15 protein-coding genes and 1 tRNA gene are annotated in these 17,789 nt (G+C 74.1%); 6 read left to right on the top strand and 10 right to left on the bottom strand.

What is annotated here, in order from left to right; all coding sequences use genetic code 11:
* Positions 1-439: 439 nt before the first annotated feature.
* Entirely contained in the window at positions 440-2,293 is a 1,854-nt protein-coding gene (locus ACFWA7_RS31045; protein WP_385541202.1) for a putative bifunctional diguanylate cyclase/phosphodiesterase, read from the bottom strand.
* 330 nt (positions 2,294-2,623) lie between these two features.
* Between ACFWA7_RS31045 and ACFWA7_RS31050 the strand changes: the two genes are divergently transcribed.
* Positions 2,624-3,892 carry a M6 family metalloprotease domain-containing protein gene (locus ACFWA7_RS31050; RefSeq protein ID WP_385541200.1) on the top strand — a complete coding sequence of 423 codons (1,269 nt, stop codon included), beginning with the start codon at positions 2,624-2,626 and terminating at the stop codon, positions 3,890-3,892.
* Positions 3,893-3,955: 63 nt separating this feature from the next.
* On the opposite strand, the gene ACFWA7_RS31055 is transcribed toward ACFWA7_RS31050, so the two are convergent.
* From ACFWA7_RS31055 to ACFWA7_RS31085, 7 genes are all read right to left on the bottom strand, one after another.
* A tRNA-Lys gene (locus tag ACFWA7_RS31055) sits at positions 3,956-4,029 on the bottom strand.
* A complete protein-coding gene (locus ACFWA7_RS31060; RefSeq protein ID WP_385541145.1) occupies positions 4,020-4,613 on the bottom strand; it encodes a bifunctional DNA primase/polymerase in 594 nt (197 codons plus the stop codon). Before ACFWA7_RS31060 ends, ACFWA7_RS31055 begins: the two co-directional genes overlap by 10 nt.
* Before the next feature lie 149 nt (positions 4,614-4,762).
* Positions 4,763-5,104 carry a hypothetical protein gene (locus tag ACFWA7_RS31065; protein WP_385826437.1) on the bottom strand — a complete coding sequence of 114 codons (342 nt, stop codon included), beginning with the start codon at positions 5,102-5,104 and terminating at the stop codon, positions 4,763-4,765.
* Positions 5,105-5,287: 183 nt separating this feature from the next.
* Entirely contained in the window at positions 5,288-6,631 is a 1,344-nt protein-coding gene (locus ACFWA7_RS31070; RefSeq protein ID WP_385826439.1) for an AAA domain-containing protein, read from the bottom strand.
* Entirely contained in the window at positions 6,628-8,214 is a 1,587-nt protein-coding gene (locus ACFWA7_RS31075; RefSeq protein WP_385826441.1) for a hypothetical protein, read from the bottom strand. The genes ACFWA7_RS31070 and ACFWA7_RS31075 overlap by 4 nt, the downstream gene beginning before the upstream one ends.
* Complete coding sequence (locus ACFWA7_RS31080) at positions 8,205-9,395, bottom strand: hypothetical protein (RefSeq protein WP_385541130.1); 1,191 nt, start codon at positions 9,393-9,395, stop codon at positions 8,205-8,207. Before ACFWA7_RS31080 ends, ACFWA7_RS31075 begins: the two co-directional genes overlap by 10 nt.
* Positions 9,316-10,197 carry a phosphatase PAP2 family protein gene (locus ACFWA7_RS31085; RefSeq protein WP_385826443.1) on the bottom strand — a complete coding sequence of 294 codons (882 nt, stop codon included), beginning with the start codon at positions 10,195-10,197 and terminating at the stop codon, positions 9,316-9,318. Before ACFWA7_RS31085 ends, ACFWA7_RS31080 begins: the two co-directional genes overlap by 80 nt.
* Positions 10,198-10,390: 193 nt before the next feature.
* On the opposite strand from ACFWA7_RS31085, the gene ACFWA7_RS31090 reads away from it, so the two are divergent.
* Positions 10,391-10,996, top strand: a complete 606-nt coding sequence (locus ACFWA7_RS31090) for a histidine phosphatase family protein (RefSeq protein ID WP_385541128.1) — start codon at positions 10,391-10,393, stop codon at positions 10,994-10,996.
* Between the two features lie 24 nt (positions 10,997-11,020).
* On the opposite strand, the gene ACFWA7_RS31095 is transcribed toward ACFWA7_RS31090, so the two are convergent.
* Positions 11,021-12,454 (bottom strand): tetratricopeptide repeat protein, encoded by a 1,434-nt coding sequence (locus ACFWA7_RS31095; protein ID WP_385541126.1) that lies wholly within the window; start codon positions 12,452-12,454, stop codon positions 11,021-11,023.
* Between the two features lie 230 nt (positions 12,455-12,684).
* Here ACFWA7_RS31095 and ACFWA7_RS31100 point away from each other — a divergent pair, with 230 nt between their 5' ends.
* Together ACFWA7_RS31100 and ACFWA7_RS31105 are read left to right on the top strand one after the other, a co-directional pair.
* Positions 12,685-13,137 carry a hypothetical protein gene (locus tag ACFWA7_RS31100; protein ID WP_385541124.1) on the top strand — a complete coding sequence of 151 codons (453 nt, stop codon included), beginning with the start codon at positions 12,685-12,687 and terminating at the stop codon, positions 13,135-13,137.
* Positions 13,138-13,144: 7 nt separating this feature from the next.
* Positions 13,145-14,059 carry a spermidine synthase gene (locus tag ACFWA7_RS31105; protein ID WP_385541123.1) on the top strand — a complete coding sequence of 305 codons (915 nt, stop codon included), beginning with the start codon at positions 13,145-13,147 and terminating at the stop codon, positions 14,057-14,059.
* Between the two features lie 64 nt (positions 14,060-14,123).
* On the opposite strand, the gene ACFWA7_RS31110 is transcribed toward ACFWA7_RS31105, so the two are convergent.
* Positions 14,124-14,669 (bottom strand): hypothetical protein, encoded by a 546-nt coding sequence (locus ACFWA7_RS31110; protein WP_385541204.1) that lies wholly within the window; start codon positions 14,667-14,669, stop codon positions 14,124-14,126.
* Between the two features lie 120 nt (positions 14,670-14,789).
* Here ACFWA7_RS31110 and ACFWA7_RS31115 point away from each other — a divergent pair, with 120 nt between their 5' ends.
* Positions 14,790-15,491, top strand: coding sequence for a response regulator transcription factor (locus tag ACFWA7_RS31115; RefSeq protein ID WP_385541121.1), 702 nt, complete (start codon positions 14,790-14,792; stop codon positions 15,489-15,491).
* Positions 15,488-16,867, top strand: coding sequence for an ATP-binding protein (locus ACFWA7_RS31120; protein WP_385541119.1), 1,380 nt, complete (start codon positions 15,488-15,490; stop codon positions 16,865-16,867). Before ACFWA7_RS31115 ends, ACFWA7_RS31120 begins: the two co-directional genes overlap by 4 nt.
* Positions 16,868-17,789 lie beyond the last annotated feature (922 nt).

The following is a 17,789-nucleotide window of genomic DNA, read 5'->3' on the forward strand; positions in this document are numbered from 1 at the left end:
GGGCGGGGAGCTCCGCTCCCTGCCCCCCGCTCCTCAAACGCCGGAGGGGGCTGAATGTGCCCGGATCCCGTTATGCCTCAAGGGGCGCGGGGAACCGCGCGACCAGCCCAAGCCGACCCGCACCCCGAGGCTCAGCCCCCCCCGGCGAGGCCCTACGACGCCCCCGCTCCCCATCCCCCTAGGGGCGCGGGGAACTGCGCGACCGGCCCCCACCGGCCCGCAGGCGAACCCCGGGCCAAGAAGGGGCGCGGGGAACTGCGCGACCGGCCCCCACCGGCCCGCAGGCGAACCCCGGGCCAAGAAGGGGCGCGGGGAACTGCGCGACCGGCCACAGACGGCTCGCAGGCGAACCCCGGGCCAAAATGGGGCGCGGGGAACTGCGCGACCGGCCCCCACTCACCCGCAGACAAACCCCGGGCCGAAAAGGGGCGCGGCCCCGTCACGCCCGGCACCGTTCTCCCAGCATCGCCGCGATCAACTCCGGATGCACCGCCCGCGAATACAGCCACCCCTGCCCCGTATCGCACCCGATCCGCCGCAACCGCCCCGCCTGGTGGGACGTCTCGACGCACTCGGCCGTCACCTTCAGGCCGAGCCGGTGCGCGAGTTGGACCATCGCCTCGACGATCGTCTCGTCGGCGGGGTTGGGGTGCGTGCCGCCCTCGTCGTACTGGAAGCCCCGGACGAATGAGCCGTCGAGCTTCAGGACGGAGACCGGGAGGCGGGACAGGTACGCCAGGTTGGAGTAGCCCGTGCCGAAGTCGTCGATGGCGATGCGTACGCCCATGTCGGAGAGCGCCTGGAGCGCCTGGAGCGGGCGGCCCGCCGAGCCCATGACGGCCGACTCGGTCAGCTCCAGCTGGAGCAGATGCGGCGCCAGGCCCGTCTCGGCCAGGATCTCCGCGACGTCGGCGACCAGGTCGGAGTCCCAGACCTGGCGCACGGCCACGTTCACGCTCACGAAGATCGGCGGCACCCCGGGGTGCTCGATCTGCCAGCGGCGTGCCTGCCGGCAGGCCGTCCGCAGGACCCAGCCGCCGAGCTGGACGATCGACCCGTCCTCCTCCGCAATTCCGATGAACCGATTCGGCGCAAGTGTGCCGAACTGCGGATGGTTCCATCGGACAAGCGCCTCGACGCCCTCCACGACCCCGTCCGCCATGCCCACGAGCGGCTGGTACTCCAGCGCGAACTCACCCCGCTCCACGGCCGGCCGCAGTGTCGAGGAGAGTGCCTGACGGGTCATCCGGTGCGCGTTGCGCTCCGGGTCGAAGAGCGTCCAGCGGGCCTTCCCGTCGGCCTTGGCCCAGTACAGGGTCGTGTCGGCGTCCTGCATCAGGCCCGTCGCCGTCGTCCCCGCGACCGCCCGCTCCACCACGCCGATCGACGCCGAGACCGACAGCCGCTGCCCGGCCAGGTCGAACGGCTGCTGGAGCACGGCCAGTACGGACTTCGCCAGGTCCGCCAGTTGCTCGGTCCCCGTCGAGTCCTCGACCAGGACCGCGAACTCGTCGCCGCCCAGGCGCGCCACCAGGTGCCCACCGCTGCGGGCGTAGCCGCACTGGTCGGCGCAGTGGGTGAGGCGGGCCGCGACCGCCGACAGGAGCCGGTCGCCGATGCGGTGGCCGAGGGTGTCGTTGACGGCCTTGAAGCCGTCGAGGTCGAGGTAGCAGATCCCGATCCGGCCGGTGCCGCCGCGCCCGTACGTGGAGGCCTCCATGGCGCCCGCGAGCCGCTCGAAGAACAGCGTGCGGTTGGGCAGCCGGGTCACCGGGTCGTGCATCTGGAGGTGGCGCAGCCGCGCCTGGAGCTCGCGGCGGTCGCTGATGTCGGTGATCGAGAGCAGCGCGCCGGTGCTGTCGCGCACCGGCGAGACGGTGACCTCGGCCCAGAGGGAGTGCCCGTCGGGGTGCTTGAGGCGCCGGGTGCAGCGGAAGCGGGAGCGGCTGCCGCGCAGTACCTCCTGGTAGATGTGCCAGGTACGGGCGTCGGCGGCGAGGTCGACGAGGTCGGCGGCGGCCTGGCCGCACAGCGCGGCGGGCTCGGAGCCGAGCAGCTCGGCCAGTGCGGTGTTGGCGGCGGTCACCGTGCCGTCCCGGTCGACGACGGCCATCGCCAGATGGGCCGCCTCGAACGCCGCGCGGTAGTCGCGCGGCTCGGCTGCGATGCGCCCGACCGCGTGACGTTCGGGCGGTGGGCCGACGGGCCGTGCGGGCCCCTCCTGATGACGCTCTGTGACCGTCGGCCGCATGGTCCCGGGGGCTGCTCCCGGTCCTTCGGGGGTTCCGCTCACCGCTCGCTCCCGCTGTGCATTCGAGTCGTACAGAGATGTGGTCGGGGCCGTCGGCCGGGTGGAGGACAGCCGCCCGGGGCTGAATCCACGCAGGAAAGTGTGCCGATCATAGAGGCAGGCGCAACGGGCTATCCAGCTCCCCGACCGTGATCATGTGCACCGGGGAGTCAAGGCCGATCGTTTCTGCACACGCCTGGCCAGGGGCGATCCGCGTGTGACCAATTGTGACTTTCTGTAAGGCGTCGGGGTGTCGGGCACGTGTCGGGCCCCTCACCCACCTGGGGCAGCGGAACAGGGCGTAATCACACAAATCACCACAAGGTGGGTGAGGTGTCCCGCATTCCGTACCCGGAGGTCGACGTGGAGCGTCAGCTGACACCCGGGGGAGTGGAGCGTGCCCGGCTGCGCAGTGCCGCCGCCGCGCTCACCTCCCTGACGGCGGTCGCCGCCACCACCCTTGTGGCGGGCCCCGCCGTCGCCGCCAAATCGGCGATCCCCTGCGCCCTGCCCCGTACCGCCGCACACCACTCGCTCGGAGTGGACACCTGGAACACCGCCTATCCGCGCCCGGTGCGCACGCTCAACGCGGTGATGGTCTTCCTCTCCTTCCCGGACTCGTCGCCGGTGGCCGCCCCCAAGGACCTCGCCACCGACTACTTTCCCGCCACCAGCGACTTCTTCACCCGTGCCTCGTACGGGAAGTTCCGGCTCAAGGCCCATCCGCAGCCGAACTGGGTGAAGATGCCGAAGCCGTCGACCGCCTACCGCGTACAGCGCGACTGGGACGCCGACCGGCGCACCGAGTATCTGCGCGACGCCGTCACGGCCGCCGACCCGACCGTCGACTTCTCCGCGTACGACATCGTCTACCTGGTCGCGGACCCGGACGCGCCGGGCGTCGACTCGGACGCCACGAAGGTCGTCAACTTCGACCAGCCGCTGCGGGTCGACGGGACGGACCTCAAACGGGTCGTCACGGTCTTCGAGCAGCACCCGCCGGACCGCAACGTACTGGCCCACGAGACCGGGCACGTCTTCGACCTGCCGGACCTCTACCACCGCCCGATGGACGGCAAGGGCGACTGGGACACGTACGTCGGCGACTGGGACGTGATGGGCAGCCAGTTCGGGATGGCGCCGGACCTGTTCGGCTGGCAGAAGTGGAAGCTGGGCTGGCTGGACCGGCGCCAGGTGGCGTGCGTGGCGCCGCACGGGTCCTCGCGGCTGACCCTGGCCCCGCTCTCGGAGTCACCCGCGCGGGTGGGCCCGGGCGGGGTCCGGCTCGCGGTCGTTCGGACCTCGGGGGACAGCGCGGTCGCGATCGAGGCACGGGACTCGGCGGGCAACGACCGTACGACCTGTGCGGCGGGGCTGCTGATCTACCGGGTCCGCAGCGAGACGGCGTCGGGGACCGGCCCCGTCGAGGTCCTCGACACCCACCCGGACACCGGAGCCTGCTGGGAGCACTCGGTCTACCCGGCGCTGGCGGACGCGCCGCTGAACGTCGGCGAGACGTTCACCGTGCCGGGGGAGGGCATCCGCATCGAGGCGACGGGGCGGACGCGGTCGGGGGGGTGGACGGTGCGGGTCACGCCGTAGGCGTGGTGTTTGTGGCAGGACACGAAAAGGCCCCCCGCTTGCGCGAGGGGCCTTTTCCGTCTGTGCGCCGCCAGGGACTCGAACCCCGGACCCGCTGATTAAGAGTCAGCTGCTCTAACCAACTGAGCTAGCGGCGCCTGCTGACGTCGTAGACCTTAGCATCCTGATCGGCGGGAGGAAAAATCGATAAGCGCCGGTCGGCGGGGGTGGTGTCCCGGGCCGCCCGGACGCAGGCCCAGAGCAGTACGTCGGGGCCCGGAAGCCAGGGGTGGCGGGCGTCCGGGGCGACCAGCCAGCGGGCGGCGCCGGGGTGCTCGGGGTGTGCGAGGCCGGGCACGGTGACCGCGTCGCCGGTGCCGTGGCACAGCAGTGGCGGCACCTCGGCCCACTCCTCCCAGTCGAGCAGCGCGGGCAGCCGGTGGGCGGTGCCGGCGGTGGCGAAGAGCAGCATCCGGCCCCGGTGGAGGGCGACCGGCCCGGAGCCGGCCCCCTCGCCCCACAGCCGGTCGAGCATCCGGCGCCCGAAGACGGCGGGCACGCTGACCACGTCGAAGGCCGAGCCGCAGGGGAGGACGACGGGGGCGCCCGGCCGGGCCTCCCACACCGCGAGGGTGCTGCGCGGATACGGCGCCGCCGACGCCAGCCAGGCCGCGCCCCCGGGGGTCACGTCCCCGAGCCCGTCACGGGGGAGCAGGGCCTCATCGCGCTGCAAGATGCTCATGTGCACCAGATTCGCGGCCCCCGGCGTCCCGTCCCGCCGGATTGCCGGAAACCGGGACAGGGTGGGGCGGGGAGGAGTATCTTGCGCGGCTTTCGGCATATGCCGGGGGTCTGGTGACCGCCCTCAAGGGGGGCCCCTGCGCCTCCCGGCTACTTCGGTTCCGCGCCCCGCAGCAGATCCCGCCCGAACTCCACCATCTTCTTGGCGTAGTCCTCGGTCCACTGCGCCCGCTGCGCGATGTCCGCCGTCGTGAGGCGGTCGAAGCGGCGAGGGTCGGCCAGCTGGGCCGCCGCCATCGCCTGGAACTCCACCGCCCGGTCCGCCGCCGCGCGGAACGCCAGCGCCAGCTCCGTCGAGCGCGACAGCAGCTCCCGGGGATCCTCGATCGACTCCAGGTCGAAGAAGTGCTCCGGGTCGGCGGCGGCCTCGGCCGGCTCGAACAGCAACGGCGCCGGCCTCAGCCGCTGCTCTTTCCGCTCGGGCTCCGCCATCGGTGTCTCCTCCTGCCGCAGTTCAGCGGCCCGGAGTTCGCCCCGGGCCACCCTCCATTGTCCCGCGCCCCGCAAGTAGGCCTCCCCCACCCCGCACGCCCCCTGCCGCGCCCCCGTGTCCGGCGAGGCGAGGGGCGGGTGGAGTCCGGCGCGAGCGTGTGCGCCAGTCGTCCGTGTCTTCCCTCACGGCCGCCACACCACCCGGTGCTCCGCCAGATGTGTGAGGACGGCGTGGTTCGCCTCCCAGCCGTCCGGGAACTTCACCGTCACGCCCAGCTGGACCGGCTCGGTCGAGGGGTGCTCGTCGAGCAGGTCCGCCACGCCCGCCCGGCACACCACGATGCAGGCGTGCCGGTGCCGGGAGGCCAGGACGCACAGGCGGCCCGTCTCCAGGTGGAACGCCGTCGCGTCCGGGCGCCCCGACAGCGGGTGCAGGACCACCGTCACGTCGAACTCGCGGCCCTGGAGCCGGTTCGCCGTGTCCACCGCGACCCCCGTCACCCCCAGCTCCACGAGCGCCGCCCGCACCGCCGCCGCCTGGTCGCGGTGGGCCGTGCCGACCGCGATCCGGGAGGCGGTGAGCGGGACGGGGTGCTCGGAGCGCTCGCTGGTGGCCGCGCCGCCCCGGTCCAGGAGCCTGCGGACCACCTGGGCCACCGCCCGTACCGCCTCCGGGTCGGTGCGCGGGGTGTGCCGGGCCGGCAGTTCGAGCAGGGCCCAGCCCGCCTCGGCCGCCTCGTCCAGGGCCCGGTCCGGCGCCGAGCCGTCGGACGGGACGCCGAAGGAGAGCCGCCGGTCGCCGTGGTCCGTACCGCTGTGGAACGGTGAGTACGGGTAGAACGCGCCGGAGACGAGCGGCGCCGCCGACGCGGGCAGCCGCCAGGAGACCGGCAGCCGGTGCTGAGGCAGCCCGGGGTTGTGGGCGAGCAGCGTCGTCACCGCGCTCGCCGACGGGTCGTAGGAGAGCCCCGCCCACTGCTCGGAGTCCGCGATCGCGAACGGGTCCAGCTGGCCCGGGTCGCCCACGAACAGCGCCCGCTCGAAGAGCCCGGCGACGGCGAGGAGCGCGTCCGAGCGCATCTGGTACGCCTCGTCCACGATCGCGTGCGCCCACGGCTCGACGTCCTTGACGTGCGCCCACTTCGCGGCAGTCGAAAGCACCACGTCCAGGCCCGCCAGATCACCGGCCTTCGACGATTTGCGTACGTTCGCGAGGTCGTCCAGGGCCTTGTCGTACGGGTCGGCGTCGCTGCTGTGCAGGCGGCCCACCGGCAGCTCCGGCTCCTTCTCGGCCAGCCGTACGACGAGGTCGTCGACCTGGGCGTTGGTCTGCGCCACCACCATCAACGGGCGTCCCGCGGCGGCCAGTTCGAGGGCGGCGCGGACCACGAGCGTCGACTTCCCGGCGCCCGGCGGCGAGTCCACGACGACGCCCCTGGCCTGCCCGTGCAGCGTGTCGTGAAGGATCTTCCCGGTGGCCTCGGCCGCCGCCGCACCCGGGTCGAAGCCGCGCTCGGCACGGGTCACAGCAGGTCCTCCGGGGTGAGGGGGTCGGGGTGTTCCGCGTCCGCGCCCGGCGGGCCGCCGTGGGTCCACGGGGTGGCCTCGGGGTCGGGCAGCTTGGGGCCGCCGCGCTGGTCGTGCTCGAAGAGCGTCCAGCACACCCGGTCGCCCTTCTCCGGCACCGAGCCGGGCGCCGGGTCCTTGCTCCGGCCCATCTTGTCGAGCAGCCGCAGCACGAGCGCGCCGTCCGCCTCGTACCCCACGAACTCCGCCGACTGGGGCTTGCCGTCCAGCGAGCGGAACACCTTCGCCCGCTCGGCCAGGTGCGGCGCGTCGTCGGTGCGGACGGTGACCAGCGGGCGCGGGCTCGGCCGCTTCGACTCCGACCAGGCCATCGCCACATCGACGACCTCGCCCGCGAACGCCTCCCCGGCCAGCCGCCGGCCGGCCATCACCAGCGGGTCGTCCAGCGCCTCCTGCGCCTCCAGCTGCGCTTGCGCGGTCTCGCGCGAGGCGAGCTTGGCCGCCGCCGTCACCGCGTCGTCGCGGCGCGGCTGCGGTGGCTCACCGGCCCGCACCCGGTCGCGGTGCGCGGTGAACGACCAGCGGTCGCGGGTCCAGCGGTCCGCCGCACGCGGCGCCCCGGGCAGCTCCCGCAGCAGGTCAAGCGCCTGCCAGACCGCTTCCCAGGTGGGCCGCAGCTGGTCCGCGACCAGTCGGCGGATCTCCTGCTCGGCCCGGGTCAGCTCGCCCAGGCGCGCGTCGGCCGCCTCGCCGTCCTGCGCCGCGTACAGCGCCTGGCGGGCCCGGTCGTAGCGGTCGATCGCCGGGGCGAGCAGCTTGTTGTCGAAGGCCGGGTCGGTGGCGGGGCCCGCGGGCGGGCACAGCAGCTGTCCGTCCCGGTCGCGGGCGAGTTCGGCCCGCAGCGCCGCCTCCGCGCCGGTGGCGCCCTCGGGCGGGTCGATCCAGGCGAGCAGCGCCCCCAGGTGCTGGTCCTCCAGGCTGGACTGGCCGGTCGCCCAGTGCCTGCCCAGCAGATCGGTGGCGGCGAGCAGCAGCGCGGAGCCGGGGACGCGGGCGCGCTCCCCGTAGTGCGTCAGCCAGCGGCCGAGCAGCGGGACGCGCGGCGGCGCGGGGTGCGGGGTGTCCGGGTCCTGCTCGGCGGTCCGGCGAAAGCGCATGGACCGGCCGAGCAGCCGTACGAAGTCGATCGCGGCCCGGCCCGGCACGACGATCTGCGGCGCGTCGGCGCACAGCTCGACCTCGACCTTGACCTTCTTGCCGGTCTCCGGGTCGGTCTCGTTGCGCTCGGCGGCCTCCACATCGTCCGCGTACGCGTCCAGGTGCGGCAGTACGGCGTCGGCCAGCTCGGCGAGGAACGCGAACCGCAGCTCGCGGTCGCGCGGCTGCGGCACGACGAGGAGGCGGGGCGCCTCGCGGTCGGTCCCGACGAGCGCCCCGAGCGGCGCCCCGGCCTCGCCGGAGGTGGTCAGCGGTACGAGGACGAGCGGGCGCTCGGACAGGTGCCGGTGGCGGACGGTGGCCAGCGGCGCGGCCCGCCCGGCCTCGACGGCCTCAAGACGGGCGAGGGTGGTGATCAGCGACATCCGGCGCCTCCCGTTCCCGCGCCTTCCAGCGCCTCGGCCCGCAGGGAGGCCGCTCTCCGCAGCGCCGCCACCGCCGGGTCGGACGGGTCGCCCGCGCGGCCGCGCGCGGCGTCCAGGACCGCGCCGACGCTCGTCAATCCGCCCAGCTCGGCCCGCAGACCCCGGCCCAGGGCCGTCACCGCGTCCACGGCGCGGGCCCGGTCGCGGCAGTGGAAGGCCAGCTCACAGGCGGCCAGGCACTCCGGCGCGTACGTCGCCGGGACCGACTCGACCGTGTCGGTCAGCTCGGGGGCCGGCCGGTCCAGCGCGAAGCTGGCGCCCGGCGCCAGGTCGTCGGCGATCTCCTCGATCCGGGTGAGCCGGGCCAGTTGGCGCCGGGTCACCGACAACTGTTTGCGCACGTCGACGAGCGAGGAGGTCGGCAGGTTGGAGAAGTCCTTGGGGCAGACGAGCAGTACGGAGTGCGAGACGGCCGGGGCCGTCGCGTCCGGGTCCGCTCCCTCGCGACCGCGCACCAGCTCCGCCACCCGCTCAAGTGCCAGTACGTACACCGCCGCCTGGCGGGCCGCCGCGCCGACCTTGGACGGGTCGGCGGCCGCGTCGATCATCGGGAAGGACTTGATCTCGACGACCGTCCAGCGGCCGTCGGGGGCGACCACCACCGCGTCCGGCTCCAGATAGGCGGGGGAGCCCGCCACCTCCAGGGCCAGCATCGGATGGTCCAGGAGCGTCCAGCCGCCGGACGCCGTCGCCTCCCGCAGGGCGAGCGCGGTCCGGGCGGCCCGGCCCTCGGGACCGGCGGCGGCCAGGTCCGGGACGGCCGCGTCCGCGGGCGCTTCGCCGCCGGTGCGCTCGTGCAGCAGGCGCAGCAGTTCCGTACCGCCGTCGGACTTCACCCGGGCCTCGAACGTGTTGCCGCGGGCGATGGCGAACTGGGACTGGCCGAACGCCGCCGACGGGGAGCCCAGCGCCTCGGCGAGCGCGCCCTTGTCGACGCCCGCCCCGTCGAGCAGCGCGCGCCGGCGGCAGCCCGGGTTGGCGGCGAGGGCCGCCAGCGCCCGCGCGTCCAGCGGGCGCGGCACGGCGGTGGGTCCGCGCAGCTCAGCGAGCCGCTGACGGATGGCTGTCGTCTGCTCCCGCGATGGAGTCTTCGGACGCGCGCTGCCCTGGGATTCGCTCACCCGTGGAAGTCTTGCATCCGGCACTGACAATCGGGGCCGGTGCTGCGAACGAGCCGGGTGCGACGCGGGAGCGCACCGCGTCCGCGAGCCGCGTCGCGGGCCGGGAGAGCAGCAGTCCGAGGCCCATCACCACCGCCCCGGCGACCGCGTCGAGCAGATAGTGGTTGGCGGTGCCCATCACCACGAACGTGATGGTCAGCGGGTACGCGACGCCCAGCGCGCGGGTCCAGCGGCGGCCGCCGAACCGCCACAGCATCACACCGCACCACAGCGCCCAGCCCACGTGCAGGCTCGGCATCGCCGCGTACTGGTTGGTCATGCCGCCCATTCCGCGCGGCGCGCTGGCGTCGCCGCCCCACCAGCCGTACGAGCTGTACTGCGCCATCGTGTCGACGAACCCGTGCGAGGCGTCGAGCAGGCGCGGCGGGCACGTCGGCAGCAGCGAGAAGCCGATCAGGCCCATGAGGGTGGAGAGCATCAGCCAGGTGCGGGCGGCGCGGTACTGCACCGGGCGGCGGCGGAACAGCCACACCAGGATCGCGGGCGTCACCAGGTAGTGCAGCGACGCGTAGGCGAAGTCCGCGGGTATGCCCAGCGACGGGGTGCGGGTGAAGAGCCGGTTGAGCGGGTGCTCGGCGTTGATGTGCAGGTACTTCTCCATGCGCAGGATCGCCAGGCCGTGATCCACGGCCTGCGACTCGCTGCCGCTCACCAGGAGCCGGCCCGCCGAATAGGCGGCATAGACGATGGCGATGAGCGGCAGCTCGGTCCACCAGCGGGGCCGAGGCGCGGGGTGCTGCATCTCCGGACCCTCTCCATCTCTTCTTCAGGGCCTCTTCGGGCCCCGTTCAGGTGTTCAACCGTACGGTGGTCGTGAGTGCGCGCGTGCACCCACCCCCGAGGACGCGGGGGAGGGCCACAAGGGTGCGCGATGATGGAGATGAACCTCCGCCGAACTTTCGGCGTTCTGCACGCGCACCAGGGAGTGACCTGACATGCCAGCCGCCGAACCGCGCATCCTGCTCGCCCGGCACGGGCAGACCGAGTGGTCGCTCGCCGGCAAGCACACCGGCCGTACCGACATCCCGCTGCTCGAAGAGGGCCGCCGCGGCGCGAAGCTGCTCGGCGAGCGGCTGCACCGGGCGCCGTGGGACGGGCTGGTGGACGTCGAGGTGCGCACGAGTCCGCTGCTGCGCGCGCGTGAGACGTGCGACCTGGCGGGGTTCGGCGAGCGGGCGACCGACTGGGACGCGCTGATGGAGTTCGACTACGGGGCGTACGAGGGGCTCACCCCGCCCGAGATCAAGGCGGGTCGGCCCGACTGGTTCATCTGGCGCGACGGGGTCGAGGGCGGCGAGACGCTGGCCGAGGTGTCGGACCGGGCGGACGAGGTCGTCGCATGGGCGCGGTCGGCCTCACGGGACGTGCTGGTCTTCGCGCACGGGCACATCCTGCGGTCGATCGCGGCGCGCTGGCTCGGCGAGCCGATCGGCTTCGCGGCCCGCATCAAGCTCGACCCGACGTCGCTGTCGGCACTGGGGTGGGCGTACGGGGACCCGGCGATCGAGCGGTGGAACGACACGGGCCACTTGGAGGCGTAAGCCTCCTTCACCGGGGGCTCCGCTCTACACCGTCGCCCTTCTCTCCAGGAACGTCGCCACCTCCGGGCACGCGGCGTGCGGGGCCAGGATGCGGGCCGTGTCGGCGAGCATGGCCTGGATCCGGGTGGACTGGACTTCCGGGAGGAGGTCGAGGACCTGGTGGCCGGCCGCCGCCGACTCCGTGGGGGCGCCCGCGCGGGCCAGGTCGTCGGCGAGTTCGGCGCGGTAGAGGGCCAGGTTGCGGGCGAAGTGCGGGTCCTGGAGGCGGGCCGCGCGGCGGGCATGGCGGGCCGCGCGGGGCCAGTCGCCCAGCGCCGACCAGCACTGCGCCTCCAGCATCTCCAGCTCGGCCTCCACGAAGAACGTCATCCACTCCGGGTCCCGTTCGGCCGGGCCGCGCCCGAACAGCGCGTGCGCCCGGGCGAGCGACTGCTCGCACGCCCCCCGGTCACCGAGCCCGGCCCAGCCGCCCGCCTCCCGCAGGCTCAGCAGCGCGAGCAGCCGGGGGGAGCCGAGCCGGCGCGCCGCGCGCCCGCCCGCCTGCGCGGCCCGCAGCGCCTCGCGCGGCCGACCCGCGTCCCTGGCCAGGAACGACATATTGCAGAAGGCGTGCGCCTCAAGGGCCGGGTCGCCCGCGAGCCGTGCGGTGGCGAGCGCCTCCGCGTAGTGCGAGCGGGCCTCCTCGTAGTGGCCCGAGTCATGGGCGAGCCAGCCCACCGAGATGGCGAGCTCCCCCGCGCCCGCCTGCAGCCGGTCGGCCGTGGAGCGGCGCGCGGTGCCCGCTTCGAGCAGCGCGTACGCGGTGCGCAGCGGCTGGGCGGCCCTGCGGTAGAGCCCGTTCGCGCCGTGCCGGTCGTCGAGCAGCCGGATCCGTCGCACCGCCTCCTCGACCGCGCCCACCTCGGCCTCGCCGACCCGCCGTACCGGCTGCCGTACGCGGTCGTGGGGCGCGGCCTCCGCGTGCTCGGGGAGCAGCCCCAGGGAGACGGCCGCCAGGGTGGCGGAGCCGCCGGTCATGAATGCGCGACGCAGCACGTCGCTCTCCTCGTCGTTACGTTCTTCTACGTGGTCGATGGTGCCGTCGTCGTGTTTCGGATGCGTTGCGTACGGCGGGGTCGCACCACACCCCGCACGCGCCCCTCGGCCCCGTACCGCCTCACGAGCCGAGAACCCCATCTCCGCCATCGTCAAACCCGGGAACATATGGCGGAACACGCGCTCGTACGCGTAGTTGGGGCAGCGGATCTCGCCGGCCTCCACGCGTCCGACGTACCGCGCGTCGCAGGCCACCTGCTCGCCGATCTCGCGCGCCGCCCTGCGCACCGCCGCCGCGAACTCACCCGGCGAGCGCTGCCCCCGAAGCTCCCGGAACGCGGTGTTGGGGCCCTTGGCGGGACCCCGTTCGGGGGCCCGTGGGGCGGAGTTCGCGCCGGGACTGGGATCCGTTGACGTCGCCATGGCTCAACAGCTCTCTTTGGCGGGGTGGTGCGGAGCAAGAACGTACCGGCAACATCGGCTCACATAAACGAAATTTGGCTACAAAAGGGATATCTCACCTGCGATCTGCTATGAACTGCCATCCTTTGCGGCGGCATATCGCCGTAGCCGTTGACGCGGATCCGCGTTGAACCATGCGGATACCGCCAACCCGCAAAAACCACGTGGGGGTTGCCTTGTTGGAGGCCGGCATGGACATCAATGGCACCGGGACGACCACGACGACCGCGCGGCACCGGCCCACCCTGGACGTCAGCGGACCGCCGGGCGGCGAGGAGCCCTGCGACCTCGTCACCGTGCCCGCGCGCCAGGGCCTGGAAGCGGTGGACATCCTCCGCCGCGCCGTCGCCCCGGCGGCCGTGGGCCCGGTGGTGCACGACGGCGCCTGCGACACCCTCGGCTTCCTGGTGCCGCCCGGCACCGCGGCCGCCTGGGACATGCCGGGCAGCGCCTGCACCGAGACCAGCGGGCGGGGCCTGCGCATCCCGGGGCTGCCCGCCGAGCCGCCGGTCTCCGGCGGCGGCTGGCTGCTGCCGCCGGACGCGGTGACGGTCACCGACCCCGCCGTGCTGCGCGTCGCGCTCGGCGAGGCGGCCCGGCTGATCGAGGCCGCGGACGGCATCACCGAGGCCGGCGGCAGATAATGGTCGGATGGCGGCACGAAGCGGGACGAAGAACGGGGCGAAGGGCGGGCCGAAGGCCGCGCCGGGCGGGCGGCGCGGTCGCCCGGCCGCCCCGGAGGCCCTCGTGGAGCCGGTCGACGGCGGCCTCGCCGAGCTGATCCCGGACCGGGACCGGCCACGCGGCTGGACCCTGCTCCTGGACGGCGCCCCCCAGTCCCACGTCGACCTGGACGCGCCGGAACGGCTCACCTTCGAGTACCAGCGCCGCCTCGGCCACGTCATCGACCTCGCCGCCGAGCCGGGCCGCCCCCTCCAGGTGCTGCACCTGGGCGGCGGCGCCTTCACCCTCGCCCGCTACACGGCGGCCACCCGCCCCCGCTCCACCCAGCAGGTCGTCGAGGTCGACGCGGCGCTGGTGGGGCTCGTGCGCCGGGAGCTGCCGCTCGATCCGCAGGCCCGGATACGGGTGCGCTCGCTGGACGCCCGCGAAGGGCTCGCCAAGCTCCCGGACGGCTGGGCCGACCTGATCGTCGCCGACGTCTTCAGCGGCGCCCGCACCCCCGCCCATCTGACCAGCGCAGAGTTCCTGGGCGAGGTGCGCCGGGTGCTGCGGCCCGGCGGGATCTACGCGGCCAACCTCGCCGACGGGCCGCCGCTGGCGCATCTGCGCGGCCAGATAGCCACCGCCGCCCAGCTCTTCCCCGAGCTGGCGCTCGCCGCCGACCCGACCGTGCTGCGCGGCAAGCGGTTCGGCAACGCGGTACTGCTCGCCTCGGACGTGCCGTTGCCCGTGGCCGAGTTCACCCGCCGCATCGCGGGCGACCCGCACCCGGGGCGCGTCGAACACGGCCGTGCGCTGGCCGACTTCACGGGCGGGGCGGCCCCGGTGACGGACGCGACCGCCAAGCCGTCGCCCGTACCGCCGCCGTCGGCGTTCCGATAGGACCGTTTCCGCAGGCCGTTCCGCAGGACCGTTTCCGCAGGACCGTTTCGGCAGGTGCCCGCCGTCAGCCGCGGTCGTCGAGTTCCACGGTCGGGGCGTGGTTGTACCAGGTGCAGAAGACCGAGACCTCGCGCGTGCCCTTGCTGAAGGTGACCCGGATCCAGGTCGGCTGCTTCCACACCTGCATCCGCCAGCCCGTGTCCGGCGTCGCCGTCACCAGCTCCGCCGAGGCGCTGCCGATGTCGAAGACGACACGGCCGCCCGCGACGTTGTAGCCCTTCACGTTCCCCGAAGAGCGGTAGGAAGGGGGCGACTTGGACGGCCCGGCGGGGGAGCGGCTCCCGGACGGCTTACCGTCCCCCGGCTTCGAGGGCGTGGTGGAGGGGCTGCCCGGTCCTGACGGCGAAGGCGAGTCCCTCGGCCGCTGCGTGGAGGAGGCCAGCGGCCGTACCGCGCCCTGGGTGGTGTGCCCGTCGCCGGTGAGCGGGACCGCGCGCGGAGGGTCGTACGCAGTCCCGGCCATCACCGTATGCACGCCCCACCAGGAGAGCGTGACCGCTGCCCCGGTGGCGAGCGACCAGGCGCAGACGTGGACGATTCCTCGGTGCATGGGGGTCATATCGGGGGCCATACTGCACCACGCGCCCCATGCGTGTCCCCTCTCACCCGCGCCCGCCCGCTCCCGTCCCGACCGGGACCGGTGTCCTCCGGATGGCGTACGGTGCCGCCCATGGCAAGTGTGCTCGTGGTCGAGGACGACCAGTTCGTTCGCTCCGCCCTCATCCGCCACCTCACCGAGGCCTCCCACACCGTACGGAGCGTCGGCACGGCACTTGAGGCGCTGCGCGAGGTGGCCCATTTCCGGTTCGACGTGGTCGTTCTCGACCTCGGACTGCCCGATCTCGACGGGGCCGAGGCGCTGAAGATGCTCCGGGGCATCACCGACGTACCGGTGATCATCGCGACCGCGCGGGACGACGAGACGGAGATCGTCCGGCTGCTCAACGACGGCGCGGACGACTACCTGGTCAAGCCGTTCTCGGTGGAGCACCTGTCCGCCCGGATGACGGCCGTGCTGCGCCGGGCGCGGGCCGCCGGGGCCGAGCCGCCGCCGACGCTGATCCGGGTCGGCGGCCTCTCCATCGACCCGCTGCGCCGCCAGGCCGAACTGGACGGCCTGCAGCTGGACCTCACCCGCCGCGAGTTCGACCTGCTGGCGTTCCTCGCCGGGCGCCCCGGTGTGGTCGTCCCGCGCAAGGAGCTGCTGGCCGAGGTGTGGCAGCAGTCGTACGGCGACGACCAGACCATCGACGTCCATCTGTCCTGGCTGCGCCGGAAGTTGGGCGAGACGGCCGCGCAGCCCCGCTATCTGCACACCCTGCGCGGGGTGGGTGTGAAGCTGGAGCCACCACGGGCGGAGCCCGGCCGATGAGGTGGGCGCTGGTGAAGGTCGCGGTCGCCGTCACCTTGATGGTGGTGCTCGCCTTCGCCGTACCGCTGGGCCTGGTCATCAAGGAGATGGCGCGCGACCGCGCCTTCTCCAACGCCGAACGCCAGGCCGCCGCGATAGGCCCGACCCTGTCGATCACCGCCGACCGCGACGCGCTCGAACGGGCCGTCGCCTCCACCCAGGCGGGCGCGGCGGGCCGGATGGCCGTGCACATCCCGGCGGTTCCGGGCGCCGCGGACAGCGCGCCCGTCGACATCGGCCGGCGGCGGGCGCCGCAGAAGGACCTGGAGGCGACGCGGAAGGTGGTCCGCGCGTACATCTCCGGTGTCCCCGGCGGCTCCACCCTGCTCCAGCCGACCGCGCTGAGCTCGGGCGAGATCGCGATCGTCGAGGTGTACGTGCCCGAGGCCGAGGTCACCAACGGCGTGGCCACGGCGTGGCTGGTCCTCGCGGGCGTGGGCATCGCGCTCGTCATCGGCTCGGTCGCGGTGGCGGACCGCCTGGGCGTACGCATGGTCCGCCCCGCACAGCGGCTCGCTGGGGCGGCGCACGACCTGGGCGAGGGGAAGCTGGGGGCGCGAGTGCCGGAGGAGGGGCCTGCGGAACTGCGTTCGGCGGCGGTGGCGTTCAACTCGATGGCGGACCAGGTGGTCCAACTCCTCGCGAACGAGCGGGAATTGGCGGCGGATTTGTCGCACCGGCTGCGCACGCCATTGACGGTGCTGCGCCTCAACGCCGCCTCCCTGGGGGAGGGCCCGGCCGCCGAGCAGACGCGGGCGGCCGTCGAGCAGTTGGAGCGCGAGGTCGACACGATCATCCGTACGGCGCGGGAGGCCAAGCCGCAGACCCAGCCCGCCGGGGCGGGCGCCGGGTGCGACGCGTCGGAGGTCATCCGGGACCGGATGGCGTTCTGGTCGGCCCTGGCGGAGGACGAGGGCCGGGAGGTACGGCTCGCGGGCGTCGACCGCCCGGTCCGCATCCCGGTCGCCCGGCCCGAACTGGCCGCCGCGCTCGACGCGATGCTCGGCAACGTGTTCCGGCACACGCCGGAGGGGACGGCGTTCTCGGTGGACGTCCACAACGGGGAGGACGCGGTGATCGTCCTAGTCTCGGACGCGGGTTCCGGGATCGCGGACCCCCGGGCGGCCCTGGCCCGCGGGTCCAGCGGCGGGGGCTCGACGGGTCTGGGCCTGGACATCGTGCGGCGGATGGCCGAGTCGACGGGGGGTGACGTGCGGCTGGGGCGGTCGGTGCTGGGCGGCACGGAGATCCGCGTCTGGATCGGCCTCGGCGTCGGGCCTGCGCCGACGTCCCGAATCCGCGCGCGGCGGCGGCCACGCCGCCCGTCCCCGGCGTGAGGGAGCCCCCGCCCCGCCCGTTCCCCTAAACCCTCCGGGGGTGGGTGGGGGTGGAGGCCCGTTTCCCGGGGCGAAGCCCCCGGACCCCGGGCGGGGCTGCGCCCCTGCACCCACTTGCGGGAGCTTCGCTCCCCCTGCACCCACTTGCGGGAGCTTCGCTCCCCCTGCACCGCTCACGGGAGCTTCGCCCCCGCGCAACCCTGCTCACGGGGCCTGCGGCCCCCGCACCCCGCTCACCGTGGCTTCGCCCCCGGTATCCCGCTGGGGCTGCGCCCCCCGCCCCCGCTTCGGGGCTCCGCCCCGGACCCCGTTCGTCTGCGGGCCGTCTGTGGCCGGTCGCGCAGTTCCCCGCGCCCCTGAAGGGGCGGGAGCTTCGCTCCCTGCCCCGCGTTTCGGGGCTGCGCCCCCGGGCCCCGTTCGTCTACAAGTCGGCGGTGGCTGGTCGCGCAGTTCCCCGCGCCCCTGAAGGGGCGGGAGCTTCGCTCCCGGCCCGCGTTTCGGGGCTGCGCCCCCGGGCCCCGCTCCTCAAACGCCGGAGGGGCTGGAGGTGCGTCAGGGGCGCGGGTCTGTGACATTGTGCGGCTCCGCCGCGTGGGCGCGGCCAGCCCCCATCGAACCCGCAGACGAACACGGGGCCTTGGGGCGCCGCCCCGAAACCGGATGCAGGGGCCCAGGCCACACCAGGGGTCCGGGGGCGCAGCCCCCGGGAAACGAGCCTCCACCCCCACCCACCCCCGGAGGGTTCAGGGAAGGGGTGGGGAGGGGGCTTCCCCGCCCGAAATTAACCGCGCCGCATGCCCCCCTTAAGCGGACCCTAAGAGATCCAACCCCCGCCTGCCACACCCCATTTGCCCGTTTCCCAAGAGCTAGCGTGCTGCCCGCACCCCCACCCGCACCACCCGCACCACCCCCACCCCCAACC

Source organism: Streptomyces sp. NPDC059994 (assembly GCF_042737755.1).
GTDB lineage: Bacteria > Actinomycetota > Actinomycetes > Streptomycetales > Streptomycetaceae > Streptomyces.

What these genes read in the sequence shown, in the direction of transcription:
- ACFWA7_RS31060 (WP_385541145.1), bottom strand. Translation starts at nt 4,613, where the DNA reads ATGAGCATCTTGCAGCGCGATGAGGCCCTGCTCCCCCGTGACGGGCTC.
- ACFWA7_RS31065 (WP_385826437.1), bottom strand. Translation starts at nt 5,104, where the DNA reads ATGGCGGAGCCCGAGCGGAAAGAGCAGCGGCTGAGGCCGGCGCCGTTG.
- ACFWA7_RS31075 (WP_385826441.1), bottom strand. Translation starts at nt 8,214, where the DNA reads ATGTCGCTGATCACCACCCTCGCCCGTCTTGAGGCCGTCGAGGCCGGG.
- ACFWA7_RS31085 (WP_385826443.1), bottom strand. Translation starts at nt 10,197, where the DNA reads ATGCAGCACCCCGCGCCTCGGCCCCGCTGGTGGACCGAGCTGCCGCTC.
- ACFWA7_RS31090 (WP_385541128.1), top strand. Translation starts at nt 10,391, where the DNA reads ATGCCAGCCGCCGAACCGCGCATCCTGCTCGCCCGGCACGGGCAGACC.
- ACFWA7_RS31095 (WP_385541126.1), bottom strand. Translation starts at nt 12,454, where the DNA reads ATGGCGACGTCAACGGATCCCAGTCCCGGCGCGAACTCCGCCCCACGG.
- ACFWA7_RS31100 (WP_385541124.1), top strand. Translation starts at nt 12,685, where the DNA reads ATGGACATCAATGGCACCGGGACGACCACGACGACCGCGCGGCACCGG.
- ACFWA7_RS31105 (WP_385541123.1), top strand. Translation starts at nt 13,145, where the DNA reads ATGGCGGCACGAAGCGGGACGAAGAACGGGGCGAAGGGCGGGCCGAAG.
- ACFWA7_RS31110 (WP_385541204.1), bottom strand. Translation starts at nt 14,669, where the DNA reads ATGCACCGAGGAATCGTCCACGTCTGCGCCTGGTCGCTCGCCACCGGG.
- ACFWA7_RS31115 (WP_385541121.1), top strand. Translation starts at nt 14,790, where the DNA reads ATGGCAAGTGTGCTCGTGGTCGAGGACGACCAGTTCGTTCGCTCCGCC.
- ACFWA7_RS31120 (WP_385541119.1), top strand. Translation starts at nt 15,488, where the DNA reads ATGAGGTGGGCGCTGGTGAAGGTCGCGGTCGCCGTCACCTTGATGGTG.